Source organism: Brevundimonas sp. UYEF29 (assembly GCF_040546195.1).
GTDB classification, from domain to species: domain Bacteria; phylum Pseudomonadota; class Alphaproteobacteria; order Caulobacterales; family Caulobacteraceae; genus Brevundimonas; species Brevundimonas huaxiensis.
In genome coordinates this window covers 1-26,823 of the sequence record NZ_JBEPNH010000017.1, presented here as the reverse complement: position 1 = coordinate 26,823, position 26,823 = coordinate 1, and the positions used below count along the sequence as shown (strand labels likewise).

Below are 26,823 nucleotides of genomic sequence, written 5' to 3'. Positions count from 1 at the left end.
ATTTGCTCTTCCGTGAACCTTGATCGCTTCATTCTGTCCGTCCTTCGTTGGGCGGACTCTAGCTATTCCTGGAGGAGTTTCAGGGGGTCACGTCAAAAGGTATCTAGCTTCTCGCCCTTTTTCGCGATCCGAAAGATTGCTTGGATGCCATCATAGTGAGCGCCAGCCATCTCTGATCTCCCGCCAAATCGGTCGATCTCTCATGCCCGTTCGACAGTCAGATTTCTACTCTTCGACGGCGTTCTGGGCCACGCGCCGCCCTAGGTCAGCGCCGCGCCAGTTGCGGACCTTAGGATCGGTGCGGGAAGCGGACGTCCAACCACCTTCGCCTGTAAAGTCCGGGCTCGATGGTCGGCGCATCACTTGGCCGCCGGCTTGGCAAACCGGCGGATGGGGGAGCCAGGCTTGATGGGCGCGCCGGCGGCGGGCTTTGAAGTAGTCTTGGCGGCCGTCTTCGGCTTTGCCCCCGAGGAGGCCGCGGGCGCTTCATCGTCATCATCATCATCGACAATGAACTTGCCCTCGTCGTCGAGGTCCTCCGGATCGAACGCACCGATCTCATTGGCGCGGATCGCCAACGCTTGCCACTTGTTGTCGTGGACCTGCTTCGCGATGTGAGCGCGCTTGATGACGTAGTACGGGTTGTAGATGACCGCGTAGGACAGATCGCCCGAGGGCCCGCCCTTCACGCCGATGAAACCGAGTTCGGCGAGCGAGACATGGAAGAAAATCGCCGTCGGCGACGCTGCGACGCTGGACCGCTCGGATCAACAAGCTCACATTCTTACGTGTGGTCCTGATCCACCCCCGGGATCCAACCAAGGCACTGGTTCTGACTCAGCCGAAGGCCGTTCCTAGTCCATCAAGTTGAAGTGGCAGGGTTGACCGCTCCAAGGGTGCCATAGGTGGCGGCCATCCCAGTAGCTGACCCGCCCATCTTTGCTCTCCCGCTTGGCGCGCCAGACATTGTCCGACTGGAACGTGGTGATCGTAGACGGGTCGAGCTGAGGGATATGGCTACCGACCTGGCCGTAACCGTCGTGGGAGAAAACCTGCGTCGGCACGCCCATCAATAAGGCCGCATGCTTCGTCTCCTTCAGAAGCAAGGCGAACCAGTTGTCGGTGATGTTCCACCCGCCGGAAGCGTGGACGATAAGCCCTCGCGTCCCCCGGGCTGCGTCCAGAATGAGCTGCTCGACGCGGTCGCGGGCGACAAGGCTGGCCCGATCCGCGATCACCCCAGCCTGAGCGCCGGCGCACCATTTCACCACCTCCTCGGCGCCCGCCAATTCCATAAAGCCGTCCGTTCGCGCCGCCCATCGCTGCGGTGCCGGCGCATAGTTAGACGTTGTCACGAACAGAGCCCTGTCTGCGCGGTCCAGCTGCGCGGCGCCGTACAGCGCTTGGACTTCAGGGAGCTTGACGGGCCGGTGAGTGCTGTACCGTTTCGCCTGGACGAAGGTCATCATGTCGCCCAACGGGGACCGCTGGACGATCCGGAGATCGACGCCCTCATCGCCACGGCCGGGCCCAAGCACCGCTTCAAACCCTTGGTTCTGAAACAGTCGAAAAAGCAGGACCTCGAAGTCACGCCACTCGAGACGTTGAAGGCGCTCCGGGTTGGCGGAAAAATGCTCGTAGAGCTCATGGTAGACGTCGGCCGTGTCGTCGGTGATCAGGCCGCAGACCCACTGCCAGTGGAAGTAGTCTTCCAACGCTGCCGCCAGTTCCGGGTCGGTCGGATAGAAGTGGATCGTTGATCCGTCGTTGTTTTCGTACTCGAACCCTAGCCCATTGATCATCTCGGAAAATGACGGCTCGTGCCCTTCCGCGTCCTCCCCGCTCAGGACGCCGTAGAGATCGCCGCCGAGACACAACACCGTGGCGATGGGAGGACTTCCCGGCTCGCCACCGTTGTGGGCGAGGTGGCTCTTGCAGGAGCAGTCGAACCACAAGTCCCGCTCCACGGCCCATTGTTCGATGGCGTGTTCGAGCGAGCGGATGCGCAGCTCAAGCGCCTCGTCGGTCCATCGCTTCGGTGAAGACCCTGCCGCGCTCAAATCGCCAAGATCTCCGCGGCGTGCCCGTCGACGTCGAGGTGCGCCTTCAACGCGGCGGCCCGACTCTTCGGCACCGCGATGGCCAGAAGTCGTTCGGCGCGCGAAGCGGCGACATAGATTTTCCGAGCCTCTTCGACAGCGCCCGGATCGGTCGACGTTCCGCTCAGGACATCAAGGATACGGCCCGTAGTTCGCGCCGTCAGCACCACGCACACCGCAGGAAACTCCAGCCCCTTCACGGCGTGGATGGCCTTTGCGGGCAACGCCGTCGGAGACACCTCGACCAAGACCGAGTCCAATTTCCCGTTCGATCGCAGACGTTGACCGATCGTCGACGATCCAACGAGGGTCGTTCCGATGAGGTCGCGAGCGCGCTTCAACCACGCATCAGCGCTTTCTCCCGGGCAGACCCGCAAGGCCTGACCCAAGGCGATTATCTCGGGACGCCACCGGCCGTCGTCCGCGCCACTTGCTGTGACATGGGTGGTGTAGTCCCCAGCGTTGGCGATGACGCCGCGAATCTGAAGAACGACCCGGTGCAAGCGGATCAGGGCTTCGCGGCGGTTGCCTGCCGCGAAGGCGAAGTGGAGCCCCATGACCGCTTCGGCAAGGAGCAACGTCTTGTCGTTGCCCGCGTCGGGTACGGCGCGACCGACAGCGTTCCCAGCGCTGGCCCAGGTCGCGGCGAGCACGGGTGCCTGCGCCGGCGGAATGTCCAGCCTTGCGGCTAAGGCCTGAAAGCGGGCGCCGATCGTGGCGGGCACGGCAGCGCCGCTGTAGGACAGGATTTGAACTGATGTTGTTTCAGTTTTGAACCTGCCCACGGCCTGGTCGCGAACACCGCGCGTCGCCGGCGGACGCAATTGCGAGATCGCTGCGCAGATAGACGGTGACGAGCGAAAGTTGCCGCTCATCGGAAGCCGGTCGTCACTGTTAAAAGTCGTCTCGAACTTGATCAGTTCATCGGTCAGACCGCCTCGAAAGGCGTAGATCGCCTGGTTAGGATCACAGACGACCTTGACCTTGATGCCCGCTTTCCGAAGCCAGTCGATGATCTTGAGGTCGGCCGGATTGCAGTCCTGGGCCTCGTCAACGACGATCTCTCGGAACCGGCCATTCAGCGCGGCGCCTAGGCGCGCCGCAAAGGCCGCGTTTGCAAGTCGTTCGGCGACGCAGTCCCTGACGTCCTCGAAATCGAGATACCCCCGATCGCGGGCTCGGGCGATCGTGTCGCGCGCAACAGTCTCCCAGGCGCCAGGCCCGGCCTTCGAAGAGAAGCCCGTATCCAGTGCCTTAGCTGGCACGAAGGCGCCGGTCGACCGATCGAAGTGCTTCAGCTTTAGGGCCTGAGCAGTGTCGTAGGGCTTGATCTCCCACTCAGATTTGTCCGGAACCAGCCGGGGTGGATGGCTGCATCCGTCGACCCCAAACGGTGTGATAAAAAACTGCCAGAGGAAGCGGTCGAATGTGCCGATGAAGCTCGGGAAGAGGGGTGAAGGCAGGACGCCGAAGGTGCGAAGCCTTCCCTCCAGTTCCTCTACGGCTGCGTTGGTGAATGAAAGGAATGCCACCCCGCGCCGGTCGGTCGTCGCGCTGAGCATGTGGCGCGCGCGCTCGACCATGGTGCGGGTTTTCCCTGCGCCAGGACAGGCACGCACGAAGGCATGCCCATCGTGCAGGATGATCGCTTTCTGCTCGTTCGTCGGCGCATAGGCGTTCGTCACGCCACGACCTCGCGGATCGTGTCGGCGATATACTTGGGCACGGCAAAGGTGTGTCCGTTCTCAGGGATCTTCTCGATCAGGTCGGCGAGCGTCTGGGCGAAGTCACCCTTCCGCGCATTCTTGAACAGTTTCTGGATTGCCTTGGCGCGCGCATCGCCTTCGAGCGCTGCGGCCTTGTCCCATTTCTTGCCGGACCGCTTGTGCAGGCTGACGTAGGCGGCGCGCAGGATCGCTCCGTTGCCTGCCTCCAGGAGCTCGCTCTCCAGTGAGTACCGGGACGTAACCGCCGACAGAATTCCTTCGGCGCCGTTGGTTTTGGCCAGAGCTTCCAACGCGCGCTTGCGACGCTCGCCCGGGATCAGTTGTTCGCCGTCGGCGCCCGGTTCGATCTCTTCGCCGTCGTCCTCCTCATCAGCGGCGTCGGCGTCTTCTTCGTCATCGTCGCCTTGGCCCACACCATGATCGCCGTCCGTCATGACTACGACCCTTTCCGCGATCCGCGCCTCATTGATCTGACGGGTCAGCAGGTTGACGTAGGGCATGAAATCTACGCCATCGATCGGGACAAAAACGGCCGAGCGGAAAAGCCGAAGTTTCTCCGGATGGTCCTTCAGGGTGAAATGCTCGGCGATAACGGGCAGCAGAAGAGCTTCAGCGATGCCTTCGGCGAGCAAGACGCGGCCACCAAAGAGCAAGGCTGCTTTGGTGACGTCGAGGTATCGGTCGATCTTGCGGCGCTGAAGCTCGTCCAGATCGATCTGCGACAACGGGATGCACCGGGTCGATCGCCGAATGACAGCGGCGGTTGCTGTGGCGGCGAGCGCTTCGACCGCATCAGCAGCATCGCCCGCTCCCTCGGCGATGCCCCCTTCGATCACGGCAGCGTCCGCCTCGGCGGGAGATGCCGGCTCCTCGGGAGCCTCCGAAGCCGCTGTCGGCGTGGGGACCATCGACTTGAATACGACCAGCTGCTTGCTGCTGACCCACGCCGAAAGGTTGGGTGAATGACTGGCCACGACCACCTGGATTTGCCCGGCCGGACCATCCTCGCATTTGACCGCGCGCGATTGGGCGGCCTGGTCCTTGAGGAAGGACAAGACGGCCGCCTGCAGCTGGGGATGAAGGTGCGCCTCCGGCTCCTCCACCAGAAACAGGGTCAGGTCCGCGTTCCGGACCTTTTCCAGTTCAACGGCGATCGTCGCCATAAACAGGAGGTTGGCGTAGCCATGCCCAGAGTAACGGAGGTCTTCGGGATGGACGCCGTGGTCAGCGAGCTTGAACCGGAGGTCGCGGGCGATGTCGACCAGCGCTTCTTGCGGGGCGAAGCCTAATGCGGCGGCCTGGGGGCGTACGCCCGCGGTCAGGGCGGCTAGCCCTTTGCCAACCGCCTCATCGACCTTGGCCAGCACATCGTGTTTCGCCTGCCGCGCCAGTTCGCGAGCCAGGTCTTCGGCCTTTGTGTCGCCGAGGAAGTGGTTGAGAAGGGCCATAATTCGCGTGGGATTGCCTGAGGCCAAGGCGCGTTTGGCGTCGCGAAGCGGCTGCAGATAGACGTGGCGGACCATGTCGTGGCAGCCCGGCTCTGGCAGGTTGCCCGGCTTTCCCGCCCATAGGCTTGGGCGATCTCCCAAGCCCCCGGCGTACCGAATCCCAAAGCGCGCTTCTGATAGCGAGGCGTCGGTGCTGGCGGTGATGAGGCGTCCTTGCTGGCCGACGCTCAGGTCACTGAAAGTCGCCTCGAGATCGAAGCCTTTGGTCGGGCTCTGGAACCGAACGTCGGTAGGCTCGCAGTAAATCTCGCGGCGACCGCCAAGCGGCTGGGTTACGAGCCGGATCGCATCGATCGCGTTGCTCTTGCCGCCGTTATTCTCTCCCACAAAGATCGTAAGATCCTTTTGGAGTTCGACTTCGCCCTCATCGAATGAGCGAAAATTCCGCAGCGCGACCGTCTTCAGATACATGGAATCTCCCCAGCGCGGAGATTGTCCGCTGGGTCGGTCGCCATTGCAACTTAGCGGCGATATGGGCTGGTGAGCATCGCTCAGCAAAGCGGTCGTAGGTGTCGATGCAGCGGACTAGATAACGGACCTTTCCAACGGCGGCGATGGGTCAGATCTAGGCGTTCATTCTGAAGCTCTCGCGGCCAGCCGAACCTGAAACAGCCTCTCCAGAGGACCCGAAACCTAAGCTTGGTGGGTGGGTGCGCGTAACATCTGTAGGATGGCCGCCCGCCCCTAGCGAAAGCTCGACGGGAAGTTTTGGCGCAAGGGAGAGAGCTAGTCAGGCGATGGGACGGTCCGCGCTTGCGCCTGGAAAAGCAGTCGAGCGCTGTCGAGGGCTTAGCCAAGACTGCATCGGCCGATCGAACGCGTAGCGAAAGATGACTGCGCCGAAGAAGGCCGCTGCAAGGCCTGTCGCCCAGACACTCCAGCGTACCTCTGTCGACCAGTCCGCCTGCCCTAGGACGTCGAACGTCCCAAACCAGATGATCCGGGTCACTTCATTGGTGAGGAACATGGCGAAGGAAATGAGGCCGAGGTGCTCGATCAGGCGGGAGGGTCGTACCGTTGGCAGGGCTCCGGCCGACCAGATCAGCGCCGTCAGAAGGATCAGCGAGAGGATGTCGAGCCCTCCGATCAACTGAATCCCGACGAGCCCGGCGAGGGCGGCTAGGCCGATCCCTCCTGCCAGACGCAGTCCTACGTAGAGGCGGGCGCCGAGGAAGGCGGCGGCCACGCCCAGCAGAAACAACGGCAGCGCCCGAACAATGCCGAAGCGGAGCGGAAGGCGATAGACGGGGTCTCCGAGCCAGGCCCGGCTCGCCCAGTCGGCGAGGAGCAGCAGCACGACGGCGCCGAACACGACCGTCCAGGGATCCAGCCGCCAGAGCGCGCGGCAGATCCACGGCAGGACGAGGTAACAACCGAGCAGGGCCGAGAGAGTCCAGGTCGGCGCATTCCACCCCTGGCCGCCGGGCACGCCGTAGGCCTGAACGAGAAAGACTTGCGCCGGAAGCTGTCCCCAGTCGAACCATTGCGGATTGCTCGGCGCGATCCCCACCACGCCGGCCGCCGCGACGAGGAGCGCCAGGGTGCCGATCACCATGAGATGGGAGGGGGCGACGCGCAGGAGGCGCTGCCGGACGTAGGGCCGCAAGGCGATCGTCCGCGCCGCGAACCCGTCGCCGTAGATCCGCGCTAGGACATAGCCGGAGTCGATGATGAAGAAGTTCGTGAGCAGATACCCCCGGTCGAACACCGGATGGAACGCCCCCAGCGGCGTCGGAGCCGCTTCGCGGAAATGGTAGATGATGGTCAGGGCGCCGGCGACGAAGCGCAGAACGTCGAGCCAGCCGCCCCGGGCGATCCGGGCCGGTCTTGGCCGCTCCCCTCCCCCTTCGCCCGTCATCGCTCCGCCGCGCTCGCCGAGGCGGCCGGACGCGGGTGGGTGTGCGTGCTGAAGTTCAGTTGATCCCGGGCCAGAAAGAGGACGCCGCTCACCAGCACGCAAACCCCTGCCATGATCCCGGCCATGACCCGGCCAGCCTGCCCTTTTCTCCCGAGCCGGTAGGTCGCGGCTGTCAGGAACAGCATGATGACCCCGAAGGAGAGGAAGACCGGGATACGATAGGCCGCGGCCACGGGCACGGCGAGGCAGAAGACGATGAGGGCCGCGACAAGGCTCGCGCCCAAAGCGATCAGAGTGTCACCGACGGGCCGGAACGGCTCCTCCTTTCGCCGGTTGGAGCGCATACGCGGCTTGTACCGGCCGGGACGCCATCGCGGCGCCGTGCTTCGGATGGGCGATCGCTTCCCCCCCATGGCTCAGCCCGCGGGACCGGCCGGCTGCGCCGCCCTGTTGGCGAGCCACACCCGCATGCGGACAATCTCCGCCTCCTGGGTGCGGACGATCTCCTCCGCCAGTCCCCTCACCTCGGGGTCGCTGCCTTGATCCAGCGCGATCCGGGCCATGGCGACCGCGCCCTCGTGGTGGGCGATCATCCCGCGCATGAAATCGACATCGGCGTCGCCGCTGTAGTCGATGTTCATGGCGGCGTGCATTCGCTCGTTCGCCTCCTTGAACGAGCGGGTCGAGGGACTGTCCGCGGCGGCATCCGTGTGGCCCGCGTGCTGATCGATCGGCCGCGCATCCACCGCGACGGCTTCCGGCGCCGGCCGCCCCTGGCGAGAGAGCACGCCAAAGGCGAAGGCCGAGACCAGCAGGAAGGCGGCGATGACGCCGACCCATCCAAGACGTTTCATGGGATTTCCTTTCGGTTCAGGGCGCCTCAGTCGGCGCCGCGGGGATCTCGCCACGCCAGCAGGCGCAGCGCGTTGAAGACGACCAGCAGGGTGGAGCCCTCGTGCAGGGCGACCGCCGGTCCGATGCCGAGCCCGAAGATCGTCGCCGGCACGAGGAAGGCGACGACGCCCAGGCTGACGAACAGGTTCTGGCGGATGATGCGGCGGGTCTGGCGGCTGAGCCCGACGGTGAAGGGAAGCCTGGACAGGTCGTCCGCCATCAAGGCGACGTCGGCCGTCTCCAGGGCCACGTCCGACCCGGCCGCGCCCATGGCGATTCCGACGGTGGCCGTGGCCATGGCCGGCGCATCGTTGACCCCGTCCCCGACCATGGCGACCTTGGTTTCGCTTCGCAGTTTCTTGATCGCATCGACCTTGTCCTCGGGCATCAGATCGCCCCAGGCCTCGGTCAGACCGACCTGTCCGGCGACGGCCTGGGCGGCCTTCTGGTGATCGCCCGAGATCATGATCATCCGGCGGATGCCGAGCGCCCGCAGCGCCGTCAGCGTTTCGCGGGCCTTCGCCCTCGGCGTATCCAGCAGGCCGATCACGCCGAGATCCCGCGTTCCGCGCCGGATCACCATCAAGGTCCGACCCTGGTTACGCAGCGCCGCGACAGCGATCTCCGCGTCGGGCCCCAGCGGCGCGATGGCGTCTTCACCGAACATCTCGGGCTTGCCGATCCAGACGTCCTGATCATCCAGACGCGCTGTGACGCCCTTGCCGGTCAGACTGCGCAGATCGGAGGCGGTGCGCACCGGCGCCGCGACGAGGCGCTGGCTGCCGTCCCGGACGATCGCCTCGGCCAAGGGATGGTCGCTGAGCCGTTCGACGGCGACCGCGATCTCCAGCAGCTCGCTTTCAGAGGTCTGCCCGAACGGGACCACGTCGGTGATCCGGGGCCGGCCCTCGGTCAGGGTGCCGGTCTTGTCGAAGGCGATCGCGTCGAGCGCGCCGAGGTTCTCGAGCGGCGCGCCCCCCTTGACCAGAACGCCGGCCCGAGCCGCGCGCGCCACCCCGGACAGGACCGCGCTGGGCGTCGCGATGGCCAGGGCGCACGGGCTCGCGGCGACCAGGACGGCCATCGCCCGATAGAAGCTGTCGCGGAACGGCTCGTCCACGACGACCCAGGCGAATAGCAGGACGAAGGCCAGGCCGAGAACCAGCGGCACGAAGACCCTCTCGAAGCGATCGGTGAAACGCTGCGTCGGGGATTTCTGGGTCTCGGCCTCACTCACCATCCGCACCACCTTGGCGAGGGTGGTGTCGTTGGAGCGTCGGGTCGTCTCGATCTCGATGGCGCCGCCGCCGTTGATCGTGCCGGCGAAGACCACCGAGGCTGACGACACGGCCGACGGCCTCGCCCGCGCCGCCTCAGGGCTCTCGACGGGCTGCTTGTCGACGGGAATGCTTTCGCCGGTGACCGGCGCCTGGTTGACGCTTGTGGTTCCCTTCACGACGAAGCCGTCGGCCGGCAGCCGCTCGTTGGGCCGGACCACGACGACGTCGCCGACCTCCAGCTGCTCGACGGGAAGCTCGACGACCTCGTCGCCTCGCCGCACATGGGCGGTCCGCGGAGCGAGCGCCGCCAGCGCCTCGATCGCCTTCTTGGCGCGTCCCATGGCGTAGTGTTCAAGCGCATGGCCGAGGCTGAACAGGAAGAGAAGCAGCGCGCCTTCCGCCCAGGCGCCGAGCGCCGCCGCGCCCGCCGCCGCCACGAGCATCAGGGTGTCGATCTCGAACCGCTTGCGCCGCAGGTTGCCGATCGCCTCGCCGACCGTGAACCAGCCCCCGAGGGCGTAGGCGACGAGGAAGAGGCCGAACGGCAGCCATTCGGGCAAGGCGGGAATGAAGGTCTCGATGATCCAGCCGAGCCCGAGAGTCACGCCGCTCCCCAGGGCGAAGATCAGCTCCGTATTCGGCCCGAGGAAACCAACGTGGCCGTGGTCGTGACCGTCGCCCTCGGCGTGGCCGTGATCGTGTCCGTCGTCCGGGCTGTGACTGTGAGCGTGGCCGTCGTCGGGATCGTGGGCCGAGGCGGCGATCGGAGGGTTCGCCTCCCCGCCCCCATCCGAAGAGGCGGCGCCCGCTGTCTCCCCCTGGAAGCTCAGCCCGTGCGAGGCGAGCCGGGCGATCACCGCCTCGCGGGTCGTCTTCTCGCGATCGAATTCCAGGCGGATCGCGCCGGCGGCATCCAGGGCGGCTTCGATCACTCCGGGTTCCTCGGCGAGCGCGGCCGCGAGCGTGCGGGCGTGTCGCGCATGCCGGACACCGTCCACCCGTCCCGAGAGATGGCCGAACCGCTCGCTGATCTCCACCCCGGCCTGTCGGGCGCGCCGGCGGACCTGGGCCAGCGAAAGCTGGTCCGGGTCATAGTGGATGCACAGCTCCGCGCCCTCGGCGCCTTCGACGAGGTGCGCCTCCAGGATGCCGGGTTCGGCTCGGACAAGAGCGATCAGCCGTCCCACACAACCATCCCGGCTGTCAGGGGCGTGGGGAAGCAGAACTGGGATGTTGAGACGAAGCGTCTTGGACATGATCGGGCTCCTCAGGAGGCGTCACGGTTGAAGGACGAGCGGTCGGGCAGGAGAAGACCGGCGCGCTGGGCCGCCGCGCCTGCGACGAAGGCGCCTAGGGCGAGGATGGCGCTCAGGAGGGTGACCCATCGTTTCCGGTTCATCGCCGCCCCTTCCGCTCAAGGCAGGGAGATCACGGCGTCGAGCCATCCGAGATTCTGGAGGTGCTCCAGACCCTCGAACACCGGCAGCGCCAACAGGAAGACCAAGCCGTCGCGAACCGTCCTGAGGAAGAAGGCCGGGCGAACAGCCCGTTCGGTGTCGTCGCGCCAGAGCCGCAGGTCCGGCATGAACCGGGGCGTTCGCGCGCAGTAGGCCCAGTATTCATCGCCGAAGGCGGTCCGGAGAAAGGTCTCCTCGCGGGCGGCGACGATGCGGAAGACGGCCCAGCAGGCCACGGCGAAGGTCAGGCCGACGCTGAGGCTTCCGGTCTGCGCCCCCACGCCGAAGGCGCCGATGAAGCTGAAGACGTAGAGCGGATTGCGGCACAGCGAGTACGGACCGCTCGACACGATCTCCTGCTTCTTGCGGCCGCCGATGTAGAGGGAACACCAGGCTCGACCGATCACACAGGCCATGATGGCGATCAGACCGAGATGTTCGACGGGGTGTTCGAGCGCCGGCTGGGCCTTCACCAGGGCGGTCCAGGTCAGAAGGGCGAACAGCGCGGCGGCGATGAAGAGCTTCCGCCACCGCTGCACGGCAGCGATGTCGATCAGGGTCGGGCTCATGGGATGGGATCCTCGGGCTCGCGGCGCGCCGTGCGGGCGTCGCGAAGAATGTCGATGCCGCCCTTGGCGGCGATGGCGGCGACCAGCACGCCGACCACAAGGTCCGGCCACGACTGGTTCAGCCACATCACGAGACCTCCGGCGACGAGGATGCCGCCGTTTGAGGCGAAGTCGTTCAGGCTGAAGGTCTCGGCGGCCTTCATGTTGACGTCGCCGCTGTGCTGGCGACGGATGAGGAGAAGACAGATCAGGTTGATGACCGCCGCCACGACGGCGAGGACCATCATCGTCGGACCGACCGGCTCGGTCCCGGTCAGTGTCCGACGCAGGGCGTCGAGCAGGACCAGGACCGAGAAGATCAGGAGCATCACACCGGACGCCTGGGCGGCGCGGGTCTTCCAGATCAGCGCCCGGCCGACGGCGAGGAAGCTGATCAGATAGACGGCCGCGTCCGACCCGTTGTCCACGGCGTTGGCCAGCAGAGCGCTGGAGTCGGCGGCGAGGCCGCCGACTCCGAGGCCCACGAACAGCAGAGCGTTCAGGGCCAGCACCACCAGCAGGATGCGGCGCTGGACCTGCTCCGTCTCGTGGGCCCCGCTCATTCCTCCAGTCCTTCCGCGGCGCGGTGCTTCACAGCCTTGGCCGCGAAGGTGGGGAGGACCAGGAGGGTGAGGGCCGTTGCGGTCAACAGACCGCCGATGACCACGGTCGCCAGAGGCTTCTGCACCTCGGCGCCGGCTCCGTGGGCGATCGCCATCGGGATGAAGCCGACGATCGCCACCAGAGCCGTGGTCAGGACCGCCCGCAGACGGCTGGAGGCGCCCTCGATGGCCGCGACCATGGGTTCCGATCCGGCCTGGAGCCGTTCGCGGATCGCCTGCATCAGGACCAGGCCGTTCAAGGTCGCCACGCCGGAGACGGCGATGAAGCCGACCGCTGCGGACACCGAGAAGGGCATGCCCCTCAACAGCAGGGCCAGCGCCCCGCCGACCAGGGCCAGGGGCACGCAGGCGAAGACCAGACCAGCTTCCGCGAAGGAGCCCAGGGCCATGAACAGCAAGATGCCGATCAGGATGAAGACGACGGGGATGACCAGACCCAGCCGCTGCTCGGCCCGCTTCAGATTCTCGAACTGTCCGCCCCAGGTCAGGGAGTAGCCCGCCGGAAGTTGAACCTGTTCCTGCACGCGCGCCTGGGCGTCCGTGACGAAGCCGCCCAGATCGCGCCCGCGCACATTGGCCTGGACCACCATGCGCCGGCTGCCGTCGTTGCGGCTGATCTGGTTCTGGCCTTCCGCGATCTGGATGCGGGCGACCGAGGACAGGGGCACCGTGACGCCGGTTGTCGTCGTGATCGGAAGCGCTGCGAGCGCCGCCGGATCGTTGCGGACCTCATCCGCCAGGCGGACCACCACGTCGAAGCGACGGTCGCCTTCGAAGATCTGCCCCGCCTCGGCGCCGCCGATGGCTGCGGAAACGGCGTTGGAGACCTCCGCCGCGGACAGGCCGTAGTTGGCCGCCGCGAAACGATCGACGCTGACCGTCAGGGTCGGCAGGCCGGAGGCCTGTTCGACCCGCACGTCGGCCGAGCCCGGCGTGTTGCGCAGGACGGTCGCCACCCGGTCGGCCGAGGCCTGCAGCTGGGTGAAGTCATCGCCATAGACCATGACCGCGAGGTCGGTCCGGACGCCCGAGATCAGTTCGTTGAACCGCAGCTCTATCGGCTGGCTGAACTCGAAGCTGTTGCCCAGCTGGGCCGAGGCCAGTTCCTCGAACCGCGCGATCAGCTCTTCCTTCTCCAATCGTGGATCCGGCCATTCCTTACGGTCCTTCAGGATGATGACCGCGTCGGAGATGTTCGGCGGCATCGGGTCGACGGCCGCCTCCGCGGTGCCGGTTCGGGCAAAGATGGTCTCCACCTCCGGCTGGGCCGCGATGGCGCGCTCGATCGCCATCTGCATGGCGAGGGACTGTTCGAGCGAGGCCGACGGAACGCGCAGCGCCTGCATGGCGATGTCGCCCTCGTCCAGGGTCGGGATGAACTCGCGGCCAAGCGTCATGAAGGACGCCCCGCCGACGGCCAGCATTCCCACCGCCGCGATCAGGACGATCTTGGGACGGTTGACGGCCGCCCGGATTGCCGGTTCCGCCCAGCGACGGACCCAGCGGATGATGAAGGTCTCGTGCTCGTGTGCGTGGCCGTGCTCGTCGACCTCCACCTTCTTGGGATCCCGCACCAGCAGCGCCGTCATCGCCGGCACGAAGGTGAAGGAGAAAATGAAGGCGCCGACCAGGGCCAGCATGACCGTCGCGCCCATGGGGATGAAGGTCTTGCCCTCGACGCCCTCGAGCATCAGCAACGGGGTGAAGACGAGCAGGATGATCAGCTGGCCAAAGGCCGCCGGTTTGACCATCTTCTTCGCCGCGGCCATCGCGACGCCCAACCGCTCGTGGCGTGTGAGCGCCCGGCCGACCTCGATCCGCTTCTGCGACAGCATCAACAGGGTGCTCTCGACGACGATGACCGCGCCATCCACCAGAAGACCGAAGTCCAGCGCGCCGAGGCTCATCAAGTTACCGCTGATCCCGAACCGGTTCATGCCGATGACGGCGAACAGGAAGCTGACCGGGATCATCAGGGCGGTGATGGTCGCCGCGCGGATATTCCCGAGCAGCAGGAAGAGCACCACGATCACCAGCAGCGCGCCTTCGGTCAGGTTCCGAGCCACGGTCGCGATGGTCTTGTTGACCAGGGCGCTGCGATTCAGGACCGGCTCGGCGACGATGCTCGGCGGCAGGCTGGCGCCCACGTCCTCGAGCCGCTCCGCAGCGGCCTGGGCGACGGTGCGGCTGTTGCCGCCCGCCAACATCAGGGCGGTGCCGATGACCGCCTCGTGGCCGTCGCGGCTTGCGCCGCCGAGACGCGGCGCCTGGCCGATCTCGACGGTGGCGACGTCGGCGACGCGGACGACGAGACCGTTGCGGTTAACGACAGGGGCCTGGGCCAGATCCGGGATGGTCTGGGCCAGGGCGTCGGTGCGGACGGTCAGGGCTTCGCCCGAACGCTGGACATAGCCGGCGCCCGCCTGGGTGTTGGCGTTCTCCAGCGCCAGGATCAGATCGCTGAGCCCCAGGCCATAGCTGGCGAGACGCGCCGCGTCGGGACGAACGGCGAACTCCTTCACATAGCCGCCGTTGACATCGACGCCGGCCAGACCGGCCGCCGTGCGCATGCGCGGGGCGATGATCCAGTCCTGGACGGTGCGCAGATAGGTGGCCCGCGCCTGCGGCGTGGTCAGAAGCTCCCCTTCCGGCGTCAGATAGGCGCCGCCGGCCTGCCAGCCGGGCTCACCCGGTTTGGCGAGGTTCTGGGCGTTGAACGGCTTGTAGTCGACCGTCCACATCAGCACTTCGCCCAGCCCCGTGGTGATTGGGGCGAGACCCGGTTCGACGCCTTCGGGCAGGTTCTCCCGGGCCTGGGCCATCCGTTCGGCCACCTGTTGGCGGGCGAAGTAGATGTCGGTCTGGTCGGTGAAGATGACCGTGACCTGGCTGAAGCCGTTGCGGCTCAGGGAGCGGGTGCTCTGAAGGCCGGGAATGCCGGCCATGGCGGTTTCGAGCGGATAGGTGACCTGTCGTTCCATCTGCTCCGGCGCGAGCGCCGGGGCGATGGTGTTGATCTGGACTTGCCGGTTGGTGATGTCAGGCACGGCGTCAATGGGCAGCTTGGTCAGCTGGAACAGACCCCAGGCGGAGACGAGGGCCGTGGCGAGAACCACGAACCATCGGAACTTGACCGAGGCCTCGATGATGAATTTGAACATGCGATCGCCCCCCTAGTGACCGTGCTCGGCTTCGCCCTTGGCCAGTTCGGCCTTGAGCAGGAAGGCGTTGGTGGAGGCGATACGCTCCGAGCCCGTGAGGCCGCGGAGGATCTCGGTGCGCCCGGCGGCCTGACGGCCGGCGAGGACCTGGACAGCCTGGAAGCCGCCCTCGACCTGAACGAACACGACGGTGTTTCCGTCGACGGTCTGGACCGCCTCGGTCGGCACGGTCATGCCGCCCGCGGTCGCCTGGCCGGTGACGACCGAGCCCGACACCGCAGAGCCCGCCGGCGGCAGGGTCCCGGAGGTCGGCCGGGCGCGGATGACCGTCGCTCCGCTCTCGTTCAGACCCGCGTCCGCGGCGACCCCGGTGACGACGGCGTCGAACTCGCCGGACGGCCCGGTCACCCGCATCGCCGCGCCCGGACGGACGTTGGCGGCGAGGGCCGGCGGTGCGTTGAACACCATCTCGACCCGGGCCGGGTTGGACACCTCCGCGACCACGCCGCCTTGGGCGACAAAGCCGCCCGGTCCGACCTGGACATTGCCGACCACGCCTGAAATCGGGCTGACCACGCTGAGCCGCCCCGAGGCGTTGGGCGAGCCGGCGGCTGCGGAGCGGGCTCGCGCCGCACGCGTTGCGGCTTCCGCACTCAGATACTGGGCGCGGGACGCCTCGACCTCCTGCCGGGCGACGATGCCCTGTTCCGACAGATTGCGGTTCCGCTCATAGGCCTGACGCGCGGCCTCCGCCGAGGCGCCGGCGGCGTCGGCGTCGGCCCGGAATGTGGCCGCCTCCCCGCTGACGAGGCTGACGAGCGGCTGTCCGACCCGAACCGATTGGCCCGGAGCGACGAGCACGCGTTCGACGCGACCGCCGACCGCCGCGGCGACGGCGGCCCGGGAGTCGACCATAGGCTCGACGCGACCGGCGAGGCGGGTCTCCGCGCCGCCGCCCGAACCGACGCTCACCACCGTGATACCGGCGGCCTGGACCTGCGCCGCCGACAGCTCGACCCGCCCTTCGGGCGCTTCGGCTTCCTCGGCGTGACCGGCCTCGCCTTCCGCGTGGCCCGCCTCGCCCTCGGCGTGGCCGGCTTCACCCTCCGCTGCGGCGGGCGCCGCCGGCTCGGAGCCCCGGGTGGCCAGCCAGAGGCCGCCGCCTCCGAGAATGACCAGGGCGGCGACGCCGCCGATCAACAGGGTCTTGTTGGATGTGCGCTTGCGCATCACTGGGCTCCTTCGAAGGGGGCGCGGCCGTTCAGGCGCGCGAGGTCGATCTCGGCGCGGACACGCGCGAGGCGGGCGTCGACGGCGGCGGACCGCGCGTTGACGAGGGCGGTTCGGGTGACCCGCAGCTCGATCTGGGAGATGCGTCCGGCCTCGAAGCCGATCCGCGACAGGCGGTAGGCTTCCTCGGCGGCCGTCACGCCACCGTCAGCGGCGCGGACACGGCTGACGGACGCGGCGAGCCGGGCCACGGCGGCGGCGCGGTCGGCCTGGGCCTCCTGCCGTGCAGTGAGAAGCCGGGCGTCCGCTGCGCGGAACTCGGCCTGGGCCGCCTCGATGTTCCCCCGGTTCCGGTCGAACAGCGGCAGCGGCATGCTGATCCCGAAGGTCAGCGCCGTTGCATCTTCCGCCTCGAAGCGGCGAATGCCCACGCTCGCGTTGATGTCCGGCCGGGCCTGGGCGCGCTGGACATCGATCCGTCGCTCCGCAGCCGTCCGTTGCGCTTCGGCGACACGGACGGTCGGCGCGTCGTTGGCTGCCGACACGGTGGTTGTCGGCGGCGCATCCAGCAGGCTCGCTTCGATGCTGGTGACGGGCGCGGGGATCATGGCCACCGCCGTGAGACGGGCGTAGGCCGCGTCGCGCTCGGCCTGGGCCTCGTCCAGCGCCGCTCGTGCGCTGGCGGCTTCGGCCTCCCCCTGAATACCGCGCAGCAGGGGTTCGCGGCCTTCCTCGACGAGGGCGAGCGCCGCTCGGGCGTCCGCAACGGTGAGGCTGAGCGTCTCCTCCGCCAGGGTCGCGCGACGTTGTGCGACCTCGGCTTCAGCATAGACGAGCGCCAGGCGGCCCGCTGCGTCGACGACCGCGAGGTCGCGCTGGAGACCGACGGCGCCGGCTTCGGCGCGCGCGGCGGCGATCCTCGACGAGCGACGTCCCCAGAGTTCGAGATCCTGGCTCAGCGCGAGCGTCGCGTCGGCATTGTCGATGCCCGAGAACGGGCCCGTGCCGAACGCATTCTCGAGATCGAGCCCGAGCACGGGGTTGGGACGCACGCGGGCCTGACGCACGCGGGCTTCGGCGGCGTCGAAATTGGCGCCCGCTTCGAGCGTGGCGGGGGTCTGGTCCAGCTGCGCGAGCAACTGGCCATAGGTCGGGGCAGGGTCAGCCCAAGCGGGACTGGCCAGGGTCGCCGTGAGGGCGACGAGCGCGCAGCCGACCGCGAGACGCGGTCGCCGGCGAAATGTGGGAGACATGTTCCATTTCCAGATTTCTGATCACGAAGGCGCGCCCCTCCGGGCGCAGGACTTCGGTCAGACTCTGGGCGGTCGCTTCAGGCCGTCGGGATTGAACGAGGCCATGAAATCATCCTGCCCGCCGCTCTGCAGCGGAGGCTCGCCGAACGCCGGAGCGATGGCGTCCACGCCGCCGGGACGGGCCGTGGAGGTGTGGTGGCAGTGTCCGTGGGAGCAGATCCCGTGACCACCGGACTTGCCGCTGTGGTCGCCGTCATTCTGACTGAGATCGACGGCCGCATGAGCCGCGGGCGGCTCCGGCAGGCAGGTCGCAGCATCGACGGCGGGCGCAAAGAAGAACGCAGCGAAGACAAGCGTCATCGCCACCACAAGCTTCGCCCATGTCGTCATCGACCAGGTCATCGAGCGCTCGTTACTTCCGTTCCTCAAGACTGGCAATGCGTTACAAAGTCCGGGCCTGCGCCGCGGAGCGACTTTCGGCGCGGGCCTGAAGCAGGATCGAGACCGCCGACTGCAGGAAGACACCACCCAGCAGAACGCCCGCGACCAGGTCGGGCCAGCGAGATCCCGTCAGCCAGACCAGACCGCCGGCCGCCGCGACGCCGAGGCTGTGGACCAGATCGTTGCGGGTGCAGAGCCACACGGAGCGAACATTGGCGTCCCCCTCGCGGTAGCGCAGCAGAAGAAGGGCGGCGGCAAGGTTTGCGGCGAAGCCGAACAGGCCCAACCCGGTGATGACCGAGCCCTCGGGCGGCTGTCCCGTTGCGGCCCGCCAGATCGCATAGCCCAGAACCGAGACCGCCATGAGCAGCAGGCTCAGGCTCTTGAACACCGCCGCGCCGGATCGAACCTGGACCGACTTGCCGATGGCCCACAGGCTGATGGCGTAGGTGGCGCTGTCAGCGAGAAAGTCCATGGCGTTGGCGGCCAGCGCCGCCGATCCTTGCGCCAGACTGCCGATCACGACGGCGACGAAGCCGATCATGTTGATCGCGATCACCGCGACCAGAACGCGTCGATAAGCGGGAGACGCGCCATCGAACTTTACGTCGTGGCCGCAGCAGCCGCCCTTGGGGGCGCAGGTTTCGGGGGTGTCCTGAACGGTCATGACGCCCCTTCTGCATCCTCTAGTCACTAGAGGATCAAGCGGTTATTTTACGGACATGACCCGCACGCCCTGGACCGACCTGTTGAAGCCCATAGGCCGGCTTTCGGCCGAAACCGGCGTGAAGGTTCCGACGATCCGCTTCTACGAGAAGATCGGCCTGCTGCCCGAGCCGCCTCGCACCGAGAGCGACCGGCGTCTGTATGACGACAAGGCGACCCGTCGGCTGGGGTTCATTCGCCACGCCCGGCAACTGGGCTTCGAGATCGAGGACATCCGCGCGCTTCTGGCGCTCGCTGACGACCCCGATCAGCCCTGCGACCAGGCGAACCGGATCGCGGAGCGACAACTGGCCGCGGTCGAGGCCCGGATCGCCGGCCTGGAGGCTCTTCGCGTGGAGTTGAGCCGAATACAGGCGGCGACCTGCACAGGCGGAAGGGTGTCCGAATGTCGTGTGATCGAGGCGCTCGGAGATCACGGGGCCTGCGGCGCATCCCACCCTGAACCCGCGCGACTGGCTGTCTGAGCGACCTCATGACGCGCGCGCTCCGCGTCCACGATGCTATTCTCCAGAGGATTTACGGGAGCCTCCGATGCCGTTCCAAACCACGAGCCGTCGGGCCGTCCTGATGAGCGGCCTTTCGGCGCTTGTCCTCCCAACCGTCGCGACGGCGCAGGGGGCGAGGCGGATCATCGTCTACAAGACGCCGTGGTGCGGCTGCTGCGGCGGATGGGTGGATCATCTGAGGGCCGCGGGCTGGACCGCCGAGGTCCGCGAGGTCGAGGACCTTGCGCCCGTCCGCGCCCGCTTCGGCGTCCCTGAACGACTGGCGTCCTGTCATACCGGGGTCGTGGGGCGCTACGCGATCGAGGGGCATGTTCCGTCGACCGACATCGATCGCCTGCTCCGCGAGGCCCCCGCCGCTCGCGCATTGGCCGCTCCCGGGATGCCCGCCGGTTCTCCCGGAATGGAGGCAGCGGGGCGTGAACCCTATGTCACCCTGCTGGTGCTGTCCGACGGATCGAACCGGGTGTTCGGACGACACAACGGCGCATAGCCCCTGCCCCGTCGCCATGGGAAACTGCCGTGATGGACAGTCCGTCCGGTTCCGAAGTAGACCCGGTCCCGGCGGGTCCCGGGCCGGATAGGCCTTGATCCTGAGCCGGGGGACGCTTTGCGTCGGCGGCGATCAGGGCTGAAACGCCCGGCTTCCGTACAGAAGTTCCAGACCCGCCCCCTTCCCTCCGCGGCCCCTCGTGCGGCGTTCAGTCGCTGTCCGGATCGATGATCCCGGCACGCACCGCGACCGCAACCGCTTCGATCCGGGTCCGCACCCTGAGCTTGGCGCAGGTCTTCTCGAGGTAACTGTCCACGGTCCTGTGCGAGAGGCCGACAATCTGGCCGATATCGACGGAGCTCTTGCCGCGGCTGACCCAGAGCAGGCATTCGGTCTCGCGCGCGCTCAGGGGCGTCATCGGTCGAGGTTCTGACGGGGACGCACAGTCCATGGCTGCTCCTTGACGTGTTTCGCGCACGTTGGGCGGGAATCCCCATTTCAGGCAACGACAGTGAATTGCGGGCCGCCCGCAATAATCTTGCGGAACGAAGGCGCCAGCTCCCGCGCATCCAGCCGACTTGCGCGCCCGACGCCTTTGATTCATGGTTCGCCTGCCGGCGTCCGCGCTGGTGGGGCCTGGAATCCCCTGTGCGACATTTGATCATCGACGACCCCGCGCCGCGCGCGGATGTCGGTTGCCGACGGCTCCGGAGGCATGCGCTTGCGCGCGTGCGCCCGGTCGCGCGGCCGCGCCGGGATTCCGGACCTCTCGTGAAGAGGCCGGAGAGGCGTGGTGACAGAGGCGAAACAGCTCGGCGTGGATGGACGGGACGGCCTGAACCGCCTGTACCGGCAATACGCCCCTTGGCTGAGCCGTCGGCTGCGGTCGCGCATCGGGCCGGACGACGCCGCCGACGTGGTCCAGGAGACCTACATCCGCGCCGCGCCTTACGCCCTGGCGGACATCCGGCATCCGAAGGCCTTCCTTCTGCGGATCGCCATGAACCTTCTGCGGGACGAGCGCCGGCGACAGTCGCGCCAGCCGCAGCAGAACGAGGCCGAAGCGCCTCCGCAAGGCGAGGCCGCCACCCAGTTCGACGAGCTTCTTCTATCGCAGGTCATCCATTCGATGCCGCCACTCTACCGGAACGTCTTCGTTCTCAACCGCTTTGGCGGTATGACTTATCCAGAGATCGCCCGGACGCTCGAGATCAGTGTGCAGACGGTGCAATGGCGAATGGCCAGGGCGATCGAGTACTGCGCGTCTCGGCTGGACCTTTAGGCAAGACGGATGACGATCGAGGGTGACGTCGATACGAGACGGAAGGAAGCGGCTGACTGGTTCGCGCGGCTCAACCAGCGCACGGTCACGACTGCGGATGTGAGAGGTTTCAGCGACTGGCGTCGCGACCCTGAGAACGCGCGCGCCTTCAGCCGCGTCGAGGCGATGTGGGAGGCCGCCGGGACCCTGGCGAAAAATCCCGACATGGCCAACCTGACGCGGGACGCTGCAGCGGCGGCCAAGTCCGCCCGGAAGCCGAAGCTGGCGACGGGCCGTCTGATCCCGATCGGGGTCGTCGGCGCGCTGACCCTGGCGCTGGGCGCGGGCGGCGTCCTGTGGATGTCGCAGCAGCCGACGCGCTACGCGACCGCGGTCGGCGAGCAACGCACGATCCAGCTTGAAGACGGATCGCGCATCACCCTGGACACCGGCTCCGAGGTCGCGGTGCGGTTTACCGGGGGGCGTCGCTCGGTGACGCTCAACAACGGCCAGGCGATGTTCGATGTCGAGGGCGATCCGGCTCGACCCTTCATCGTGGCCGCCGGCGACACCCGGGTGACGGCGATCGGCACCCGGTTCGACGTGCGCCGATCGGGGACGGGCGCCCGCGTCATTCTCGTCGAAGGTCGGGTCGACGTCAGACGAGAGGCCGCGGCGGACGGCCGCTGGGCCTTGTCGCCCGGTCAGGAGGTCACGACCTCGGCGCCCCGCCCGACGATCGCCACGGCCAATGTACCGGCGTCCACGAGCTGGACCAGCGGGCGACTGACGTTTGAGAACACGCCCATCGCCGAGGCCGTGGCGGAGGTGAACCGCTACAGCCGCGAACCGATAGAGCTCCGCGACAGCCGGATTTCTTCGGTGCAGGTCAGCGGGGTCTTCAACGCAGGGGACATCGACGGCTTCGTGGCCGCGCTGAGTGATCTTTACGCCCTCCAGTCCACCAAGGCCGAGGATGGCCGTATCGTCCTCAGCGGACCCGCCTGAAAATTTATCCCTACCCGACTTAGAGGAAACCCCGCGACCCAACGTCTCCTCCCCGCCCCGCACATCCGCGGGTAGAAAAACGGGGGATGGTCATGGGCCAAGGATTCACGTCGACCGCGCTTGCCGCACTGATGATGGGCGTCGCCACGCCGGTCATCGCACAGTCGAGCGATGTCGCGCGCCGCTTCGAGATCGCGGCTGGCCCGCTGGACCGCAGCCTTCCTGAGTTCGCTCGCCAGAGCGGGCTGCAGATTCTCTATCCCAGCGCGCTGGTGGCGGGGCGGCAGTCTCCCGCCGTCAACGGCGACCTGACGTCAGAGGCGGCGCTCACGCTGCTCCTTCGCGATTCCGGACTGACCTATCGCCAGAGCCGCCCGACCGTTTTCGTGCTCGTCGATCCCGCGGCTCGCGCCGAAACGTCCGGGGTCGAGGCGGTTGAGCTCGACGAGGTCGTGGTCACCGGCACCTATCTGCGCGGAGCCGACAGCCCCTCTCCAGTGACCGTCATCACGCAGGCCGACATCGAGAGGCAGGGCCGGGCGACGGTCGCGGACACCCTGGCTGCCCTCCCCCAGAACTTCACCGGCGCCGCTTACGAGGGGTCTGCAGGCAGCGGTGCGGACCGGACGAGCCGAAACTCCGCTTACGCCACAGGCGTCAACCTGCGTGGTCTGGGCGCAGACGCCACCCTCGTGCTCGTGAACGGGCGGCGGGTCGCCGGGACGGGCAACGCAGGGGACTTCGCCGACATTTCGAACATTCCCACCAGCGCTGTCGCCCGGGCGGACGTGCTTCTGGATGGGGCGTCAGCCCTCTACGGCTCGGATGCAGTCGGCGGGGTCGTCAACATCATCCTCAACTCCCGTTTCGACGGCGCTGAAAGCCGGGTCCGCGTCGGAGGGACGAGCGATGGGGGCGCGAACGAGACGCTTCTCTCGCACAGCGCGGGGTTCAACTGGTCGAGCGGCGGCGTGATCGCGGCCTACGAGTACCACGACCGGGGGGAACTCAGAGCAGCGGACAGACGTGCGACCGCGGATGCCGATTTGCGGCCGTTGGGAGGATCCGATCGGCGCAACTTCTACGCCTCTCCCGGAAACATCATGGAGTTTGATCCGGTCAGCGGAAGCTTCGAACCGGCCTATGCCGTTCCCACTGGCCAGAACGGCGTGGGTTTAACTGCGGGCGACTTCCGACCCGGCGAGGTCAACCGGACCAACTTCATGGACGGTATGTGGACCCTCCCCCACCAGAGGCGCCACAGCCTGTTCGTCGCAGGACGCCAGGACTTGCCGGGCGGCTTCAGCCTGGATGGCGACCTCCGCTACACAGAGCGGAAGTTTCATCAGAATTCCGTAGCCGACATCGGCATTCTGCCCGTCACCGCTGACAATCCGTTCTTCGTGTCGATCGATGGTGAGGGCTACCAGGAGATCGCCTACTCCTTCATCAACGACCTCGGGAACGGGCGCGACGAAGGCTTCTCCCGCAGCGTCGGCGGAGCCGTCGGGATCGAAGGCGAGCTGAGGGGCTGGAACGTGTCCGCCTATGTGAGCGGCGGTCGGGAAACGACCGGAATAATGGCTTCGAACCGGGTTCATACGGGCCGGCTCTACGAGGCGCTCGGCTTCTTCCCGGATGACCCCGAAACGGCGTTCAACCCGGCGGTCGACGGGTTTTTCAACCCGTATGGCGCCCCGGCCGCGCACAGCCGCCCCCTGCTCGACTTCATCGGAGCCGGCTACTTCCGGTCCGAGAACACGAGCTCGGTGGGCTCCATCAACGTCAAGGCTGACGGAACGCTCCTGAGACTGCCGGGTGGAGATCTGAGGATCGCTGTGGGCGTGGACTACCGCCAGGAGGTGTTCGAGACAGGCGGCGAGAGCTTCATGTCAGCCGCCACCCCGACCGTAGCGGCCACCGATCGCTACGAACGCGATGTGTCGGCGGCCTTCTTCGAGCTTCGCGCCCCGATCATCGGTCCGGAGAATGCCCGCCCGGGGATCGAGAGCCTCGAGCTGTCTCTCGCCGGTCGGATCGAGGACCATCAGGGCGTGGGCCGCACCAGCAATCCGAAACTTGGAGTGCTGTACAAGCCGACACCGGAGCTTTTGCTTCGCGCGAGTTACGGCACCTCGTTTCGGGCGCCCTCCCTTCAGCAGCTCAACAGCCTGTATCGCCTCGGACCTGTGTTGCTCGATCGCGCCGGGAGCAACGTCATCAGCATCGTCCAGTACGGCGGCAATCCGGATTTGACGCCGGAGACGGCCGAGTCCTGGACAACAGGCTTCCTCTGGTCGCCGACAGCGATCGACGGCCTTCGCATCGAAGCCAGCTGGTTCCGCACCCGGTTCGAGGATCGGATTTCCACGCCGGTCGCCGAAAACCTGATCAATGCGCTGAACGATCCGACTCTGGCGCCTTTCATTCGATACGTTACGCCCGGCTCGAGCGCGGAAGATCGCGCCTACGTGCAGTCGCTGCTGGACCATCCGGGGAACTACAATCCCAACGTCTTCCCGGCGACGGCCTATGGCGCAGTCATCGACAACCGGTTCGTGAACGCCGCCGTGGTGAAGGTCGAGGGTCTCGATCTCGCGGTCCGGTATCGTTTTGGGTGGGCTTCGGGCGACGTCCATCTTGATGCGTCGGCCACCCACCTCCTCACCAATACCCGGGTGAGCACGCCGACATCGCCTGTGGAGGATCTCCGCGGCCTCGCCAACTTCCCTGCCTCGTGGCGCGGCCGTTTCGGCGGGCAATGGATTCGCGGCCCCCTGACGATCGGAGGGGCGCTGAACCATGTCAGCGGGGGTCGCGATCAGAACTCCGGCCGGGGGATCGACGACTGGATCACGATGGATGGGCAGGTTCGCTATGATTTGGAGGCGGGATGGGGCGAAGGCCTGTCACTGACCCTCAACGTCCTGAATGTCACCAACGAGGAGCCGCCCTTCTACGATGCGCCGGCGGGGATCGCGTTCGATGCGGCGAACACCAATGTTCTGGGCCGTCAGGTTTCCCTCCAGCTCGTGAAGCGCTGGTGATCACTCATGAGAAAGCGTTTTCTGGGTGCGGCCGCCGCGCTCGCGCTCGTCTGCCCGTCTGCCGTCCTCGGCGAGCCTCTCACGCTCGACATCGCGCTCGGTCTTGAGCGTTACGGGCGGATCGCAATCGACCCGTCGGGAGCCGTCGGCGTGTTCGAGGAGAGGCGGGCTCGATCGGACCTGCCCCGCCATGACGTCGAGGCCATGGGCGCGGACCGCTATGCGCGGCTCTACCGCCTAGACCTGGAAGCTCCTTTCCACGTGGCTCCACTGCTCCAGAATGAAGCGGATGCGGGTTACACGATGGGCCCGTTCTCCCCTGAAGGCGATCGCCTCGCGGTGTATCGCCTTCAGAACGACCTCTGGCGTCTGGGTATCGTTGAACTTGGCACGGGCGCGGTCGTCTGGACCGATATCGCGCCGGATACGGGTCTTTGGGGACGCGCCCTGGAATGGGTGTCGGAAGACCGGTTGGTCGTCCTTGGCACGACGGACGGAACTCTCCCTCCGCGCCTGGCCGGCCGCCGCGTTGACCAGGAGCGATTGCTGGCTTTGCGCGCCGCCGCCTCAGCGGGCGAAGCCGCAGCTGTGTCTGTCGGCGTAGACCGGCCCGCCCCACCGCTCGAAGAGCGGCGACTGTGGACGGTGGAGGCCGCTACAGGACACGCTGTTCCCATCGCGGAAGGGCCTATCGTCGACTTCGAGCTCTCTCCGGATGGGGGGCACGCCGCGCTACTTCTGGACGGACCGCTCTTGCCGCCCGAGTCGCCGGATGTCGCGACCGAGGTTCGTCGGGCTCGCTCGCTACGGATCCTCTCGCTCGCCGATGGCACAGTGGTCTCGCCTCCGCAGGCCGCCAACATCTCCACCAATGTCATGACTTGGGCCCCGGATTCCAGCGCAGTGCTTGTCGTCGCTACCGACACCGATCGCGGCCGCCTTCTCTCTATCAGTGCGGCAGGCGTCCCGCGCGACGTCACGCCTCGGGGCGTAGCGCCCTCGACCCCTATCGACTTCATGGGCATGGTCGCCGCCCAGGCGGGCTGGCTCGGCGACACGATCTTGATGCGTGGAGGATCCGGGCCCACGGCGGGCTGGTACCGGATCCGTGGAGACAGAGCCGAGCGGCTGGAGGCGGTCGCCCCGGAGGCGCGGCTGGTCGCGCAGGGATCCGCCGGCGTACTCTTCGACGATCGAAGGGAGATGATCCGTCTCACGGCTGACGGCGACCTCCATCGTCTTGGATTGCCGAGCGCCGCCGTCAGCCCTCACGGCCCCTTTGGCAATCGCGGGCTGGTCAGCGCCATGAAGGCCCGACAAGCCGTGATCCAAGGCGGCGCTGGCCAGGTCTGCCGCGTCCAGGCGGATATCGGGGAGCCCGAATGCGTAACGGCTGGTCGAGGCGCGGCCGTGAGTTGGAGCCGCGGTATGAGCCTCGGGCGAGGTATCGAGGGCCCCGACGCGGGAAGCCTCGTACTCTCGCGACATCGCGAGCGGATCCCAGTGTGGAGCCTGAATCCGGAGCTGGACGCCATTTCGGTAGCAGCACCCCGCTGACGTGACCCCCTGAAACTCCTCCAGGAATAGCTAGAGTCCGCCCAACGAAGGACGGACAGAATGAAGCGATCAAGGTTCACGGAAGAGCA

General features: G+C 67.0%; 23 protein-coding genes. 6 read left to right on the top strand and 17 right to left on the bottom strand.

What is annotated here, in order from left to right:
- Window positions 1-359: 359 nt before the first annotated feature.
- From ABIB58_RS16280 to ABIB58_RS16205, 16 genes are all read right to left on the bottom strand, one after another.
- Window positions 360-689, bottom strand: coding sequence for a hypothetical protein (locus ABIB58_RS16280; RefSeq protein ID WP_354042992.1), 330 nt, complete (start codon window positions 687-689; stop codon window positions 360-362).
- Between the two features lie 165 nt (window positions 690-854).
- The gene (locus ABIB58_RS16275) at window positions 855-2,060 is read right to left on the bottom strand and encodes a restriction endonuclease (protein WP_354042988.1); all 1,206 of its coding nucleotides are present in this window, start codon (window positions 2,058-2,060) and stop codon (window positions 855-857) included.
- Entirely contained in the window at window positions 2,057-3,784 is a 1,728-nt protein-coding gene (locus ABIB58_RS16270) for a UvrD-helicase domain-containing protein (RefSeq protein WP_315051560.1), read from the bottom strand. The genes ABIB58_RS16275 and ABIB58_RS16270 overlap by 4 nt, the downstream gene beginning before the upstream one ends.
- On the bottom strand, window positions 3,781-5,745 hold the full coding sequence (locus ABIB58_RS16265; RefSeq protein WP_315051559.1) for an ATP-dependent nuclease: 1,965 nt from the start codon (window positions 5,743-5,745) through the stop codon (window positions 3,781-3,783). Before ABIB58_RS16265 ends, ABIB58_RS16270 begins: the two co-directional genes overlap by 4 nt.
- A gap of 319 nt (window positions 5,746-6,064) precedes the next feature.
- Window positions 6,065-7,192: an acyltransferase family protein gene (locus tag ABIB58_RS16260; RefSeq protein WP_354042981.1), complete on the bottom strand. Its 1,128-nt coding sequence runs from the start codon at window positions 7,190-7,192 to the stop codon at window positions 6,065-6,067.
- Window positions 7,189-7,536, bottom strand: coding sequence for a hypothetical protein (locus ABIB58_RS16255; protein ID WP_354042977.1), 348 nt, complete (start codon window positions 7,534-7,536; stop codon window positions 7,189-7,191). The genes ABIB58_RS16260 and ABIB58_RS16255 overlap by 4 nt, the downstream gene beginning before the upstream one ends.
- Window positions 7,537-7,608: 72 nt before the next feature.
- Window positions 7,609-8,046, bottom strand: a complete 438-nt coding sequence (gene copM, locus ABIB58_RS16250) for a CopM family metallochaperone (RefSeq protein ID WP_354042973.1) — start codon at window positions 8,044-8,046, stop codon at window positions 7,609-7,611.
- Window positions 8,047-8,072: 26 nt separating this feature from the next.
- Window positions 8,073-10,622, bottom strand: coding sequence for a heavy metal translocating P-type ATPase (locus ABIB58_RS16245; RefSeq protein WP_354042971.1), 2,550 nt, complete (start codon window positions 10,620-10,622; stop codon window positions 8,073-8,075).
- 11 nt (window positions 10,623-10,633) lie between these two features.
- Window positions 10,634-10,765: a hypothetical protein gene (locus ABIB58_RS16240; RefSeq protein ID WP_315051548.1), complete on the bottom strand. Its 132-nt coding sequence runs from the start codon at window positions 10,763-10,765 to the stop codon at window positions 10,634-10,636.
- A gap of 15 nt (window positions 10,766-10,780) precedes the next feature.
- Window positions 10,781-11,392 (bottom strand): methyltransferase family protein, encoded by a 612-nt coding sequence (locus ABIB58_RS16235; RefSeq protein WP_315051547.1) that lies wholly within the window; start codon window positions 11,390-11,392, stop codon window positions 10,781-10,783.
- Window positions 11,389-11,994, bottom strand: a complete 606-nt coding sequence (locus ABIB58_RS16230; RefSeq protein WP_354042966.1) for a cation efflux transmembrane domain-containing protein — start codon at window positions 11,992-11,994, stop codon at window positions 11,389-11,391. The genes ABIB58_RS16235 and ABIB58_RS16230 overlap by 4 nt, the downstream gene beginning before the upstream one ends.
- Window positions 11,991-15,215, bottom strand: coding sequence for an efflux RND transporter permease subunit (locus ABIB58_RS16225; RefSeq protein WP_354042963.1), 3,225 nt, complete (start codon window positions 15,213-15,215; stop codon window positions 11,991-11,993). The genes ABIB58_RS16230 and ABIB58_RS16225 overlap by 4 nt, the downstream gene beginning before the upstream one ends.
- A 12-nt stretch (window positions 15,216-15,227) precedes the next feature.
- Window positions 15,228-16,445: an efflux RND transporter periplasmic adaptor subunit gene (locus ABIB58_RS16220; RefSeq protein WP_315051539.1), complete on the bottom strand. Its 1,218-nt coding sequence runs from the start codon at window positions 16,443-16,445 to the stop codon at window positions 15,228-15,230.
- The gene (locus tag ABIB58_RS16215; protein ID WP_354042958.1) at window positions 16,445-17,698 is read right to left on the bottom strand and encodes a TolC family protein; all 1,254 of its coding nucleotides are present in this window, start codon (window positions 17,696-17,698) and stop codon (window positions 16,445-16,447) included. The genes ABIB58_RS16220 and ABIB58_RS16215 overlap by 1 nt, the downstream gene beginning before the upstream one ends.
- A gap of 57 nt (window positions 17,699-17,755) precedes the next feature.
- Window positions 17,756-18,100 (bottom strand): hypothetical protein, encoded by a 345-nt coding sequence (locus ABIB58_RS16210; RefSeq protein WP_354042954.1) that lies wholly within the window; start codon window positions 18,098-18,100, stop codon window positions 17,756-17,758.
- A 40-nt stretch (window positions 18,101-18,140) separates the two neighbouring features.
- Complete coding sequence (locus tag ABIB58_RS16205; RefSeq protein WP_354042951.1) at window positions 18,141-18,806, bottom strand: cation efflux transmembrane domain-containing protein; 666 nt, start codon at window positions 18,804-18,806, stop codon at window positions 18,141-18,143.
- A gap of 55 nt (window positions 18,807-18,861) precedes the next feature.
- On the opposite strand from ABIB58_RS16205, the gene ABIB58_RS16200 reads away from it, so the two are divergent.
- Both ABIB58_RS16200 and ABIB58_RS16195 read left to right on the top strand, forming a co-directional pair.
- Window positions 18,862-19,329 (top strand): MerR family transcriptional regulator, encoded by a 468-nt coding sequence (locus tag ABIB58_RS16200; protein WP_354042948.1) that lies wholly within the window; start codon window positions 18,862-18,864, stop codon window positions 19,327-19,329.
- Window positions 19,330-19,396: 67 nt separating this feature from the next.
- Window positions 19,397-19,861, top strand: coding sequence for a DUF411 domain-containing protein (locus ABIB58_RS16195; protein ID WP_354042944.1), 465 nt, complete (start codon window positions 19,397-19,399; stop codon window positions 19,859-19,861).
- A 208-nt stretch (window positions 19,862-20,069) separates the two neighbouring features.
- Here ABIB58_RS16195 and ABIB58_RS16190 read toward each other — a convergent pair whose 3' ends face one another.
- Complete coding sequence (locus tag ABIB58_RS16190; RefSeq protein ID WP_205618608.1) at window positions 20,070-20,279, bottom strand: response regulator transcription factor; 210 nt, start codon at window positions 20,277-20,279, stop codon at window positions 20,070-20,072.
- Window positions 20,280-20,654: 375 nt separating this feature from the next.
- On the opposite strand from ABIB58_RS16190, the gene ABIB58_RS16185 reads away from it, so the two are divergent.
- The 4 genes from ABIB58_RS16185 (at window position 20,655) to ABIB58_RS16170 (ending at window position 26,734) form a co-directional block, all read left to right on the top strand.
- A complete protein-coding gene (locus ABIB58_RS16185) occupies window positions 20,655-21,143 on the top strand; it encodes an RNA polymerase sigma factor (RefSeq protein WP_026108284.1) in 489 nt (162 codons plus the stop codon).
- 9 nt (window positions 21,144-21,152) lie between these two features.
- A complete protein-coding gene (locus tag ABIB58_RS16180) occupies window positions 21,153-22,130 on the top strand; it encodes a FecR family protein (protein WP_354042938.1) in 978 nt (325 codons plus the stop codon).
- Between the two features lie 92 nt (window positions 22,131-22,222).
- On the top strand, window positions 22,223-25,177 hold the full coding sequence (locus tag ABIB58_RS16175) for a TonB-dependent receptor domain-containing protein (RefSeq protein WP_354042935.1): 2,955 nt from the start codon (window positions 22,223-22,225) through the stop codon (window positions 25,175-25,177).
- A gap of 6 nt (window positions 25,178-25,183) precedes the next feature.
- Window positions 25,184-26,734, top strand: coding sequence for a hypothetical protein (locus tag ABIB58_RS16170; protein WP_354042932.1), 1,551 nt, complete (start codon window positions 25,184-25,186; stop codon window positions 26,732-26,734).
- Window positions 26,735-26,823: the final 89 nt, after the last annotated feature.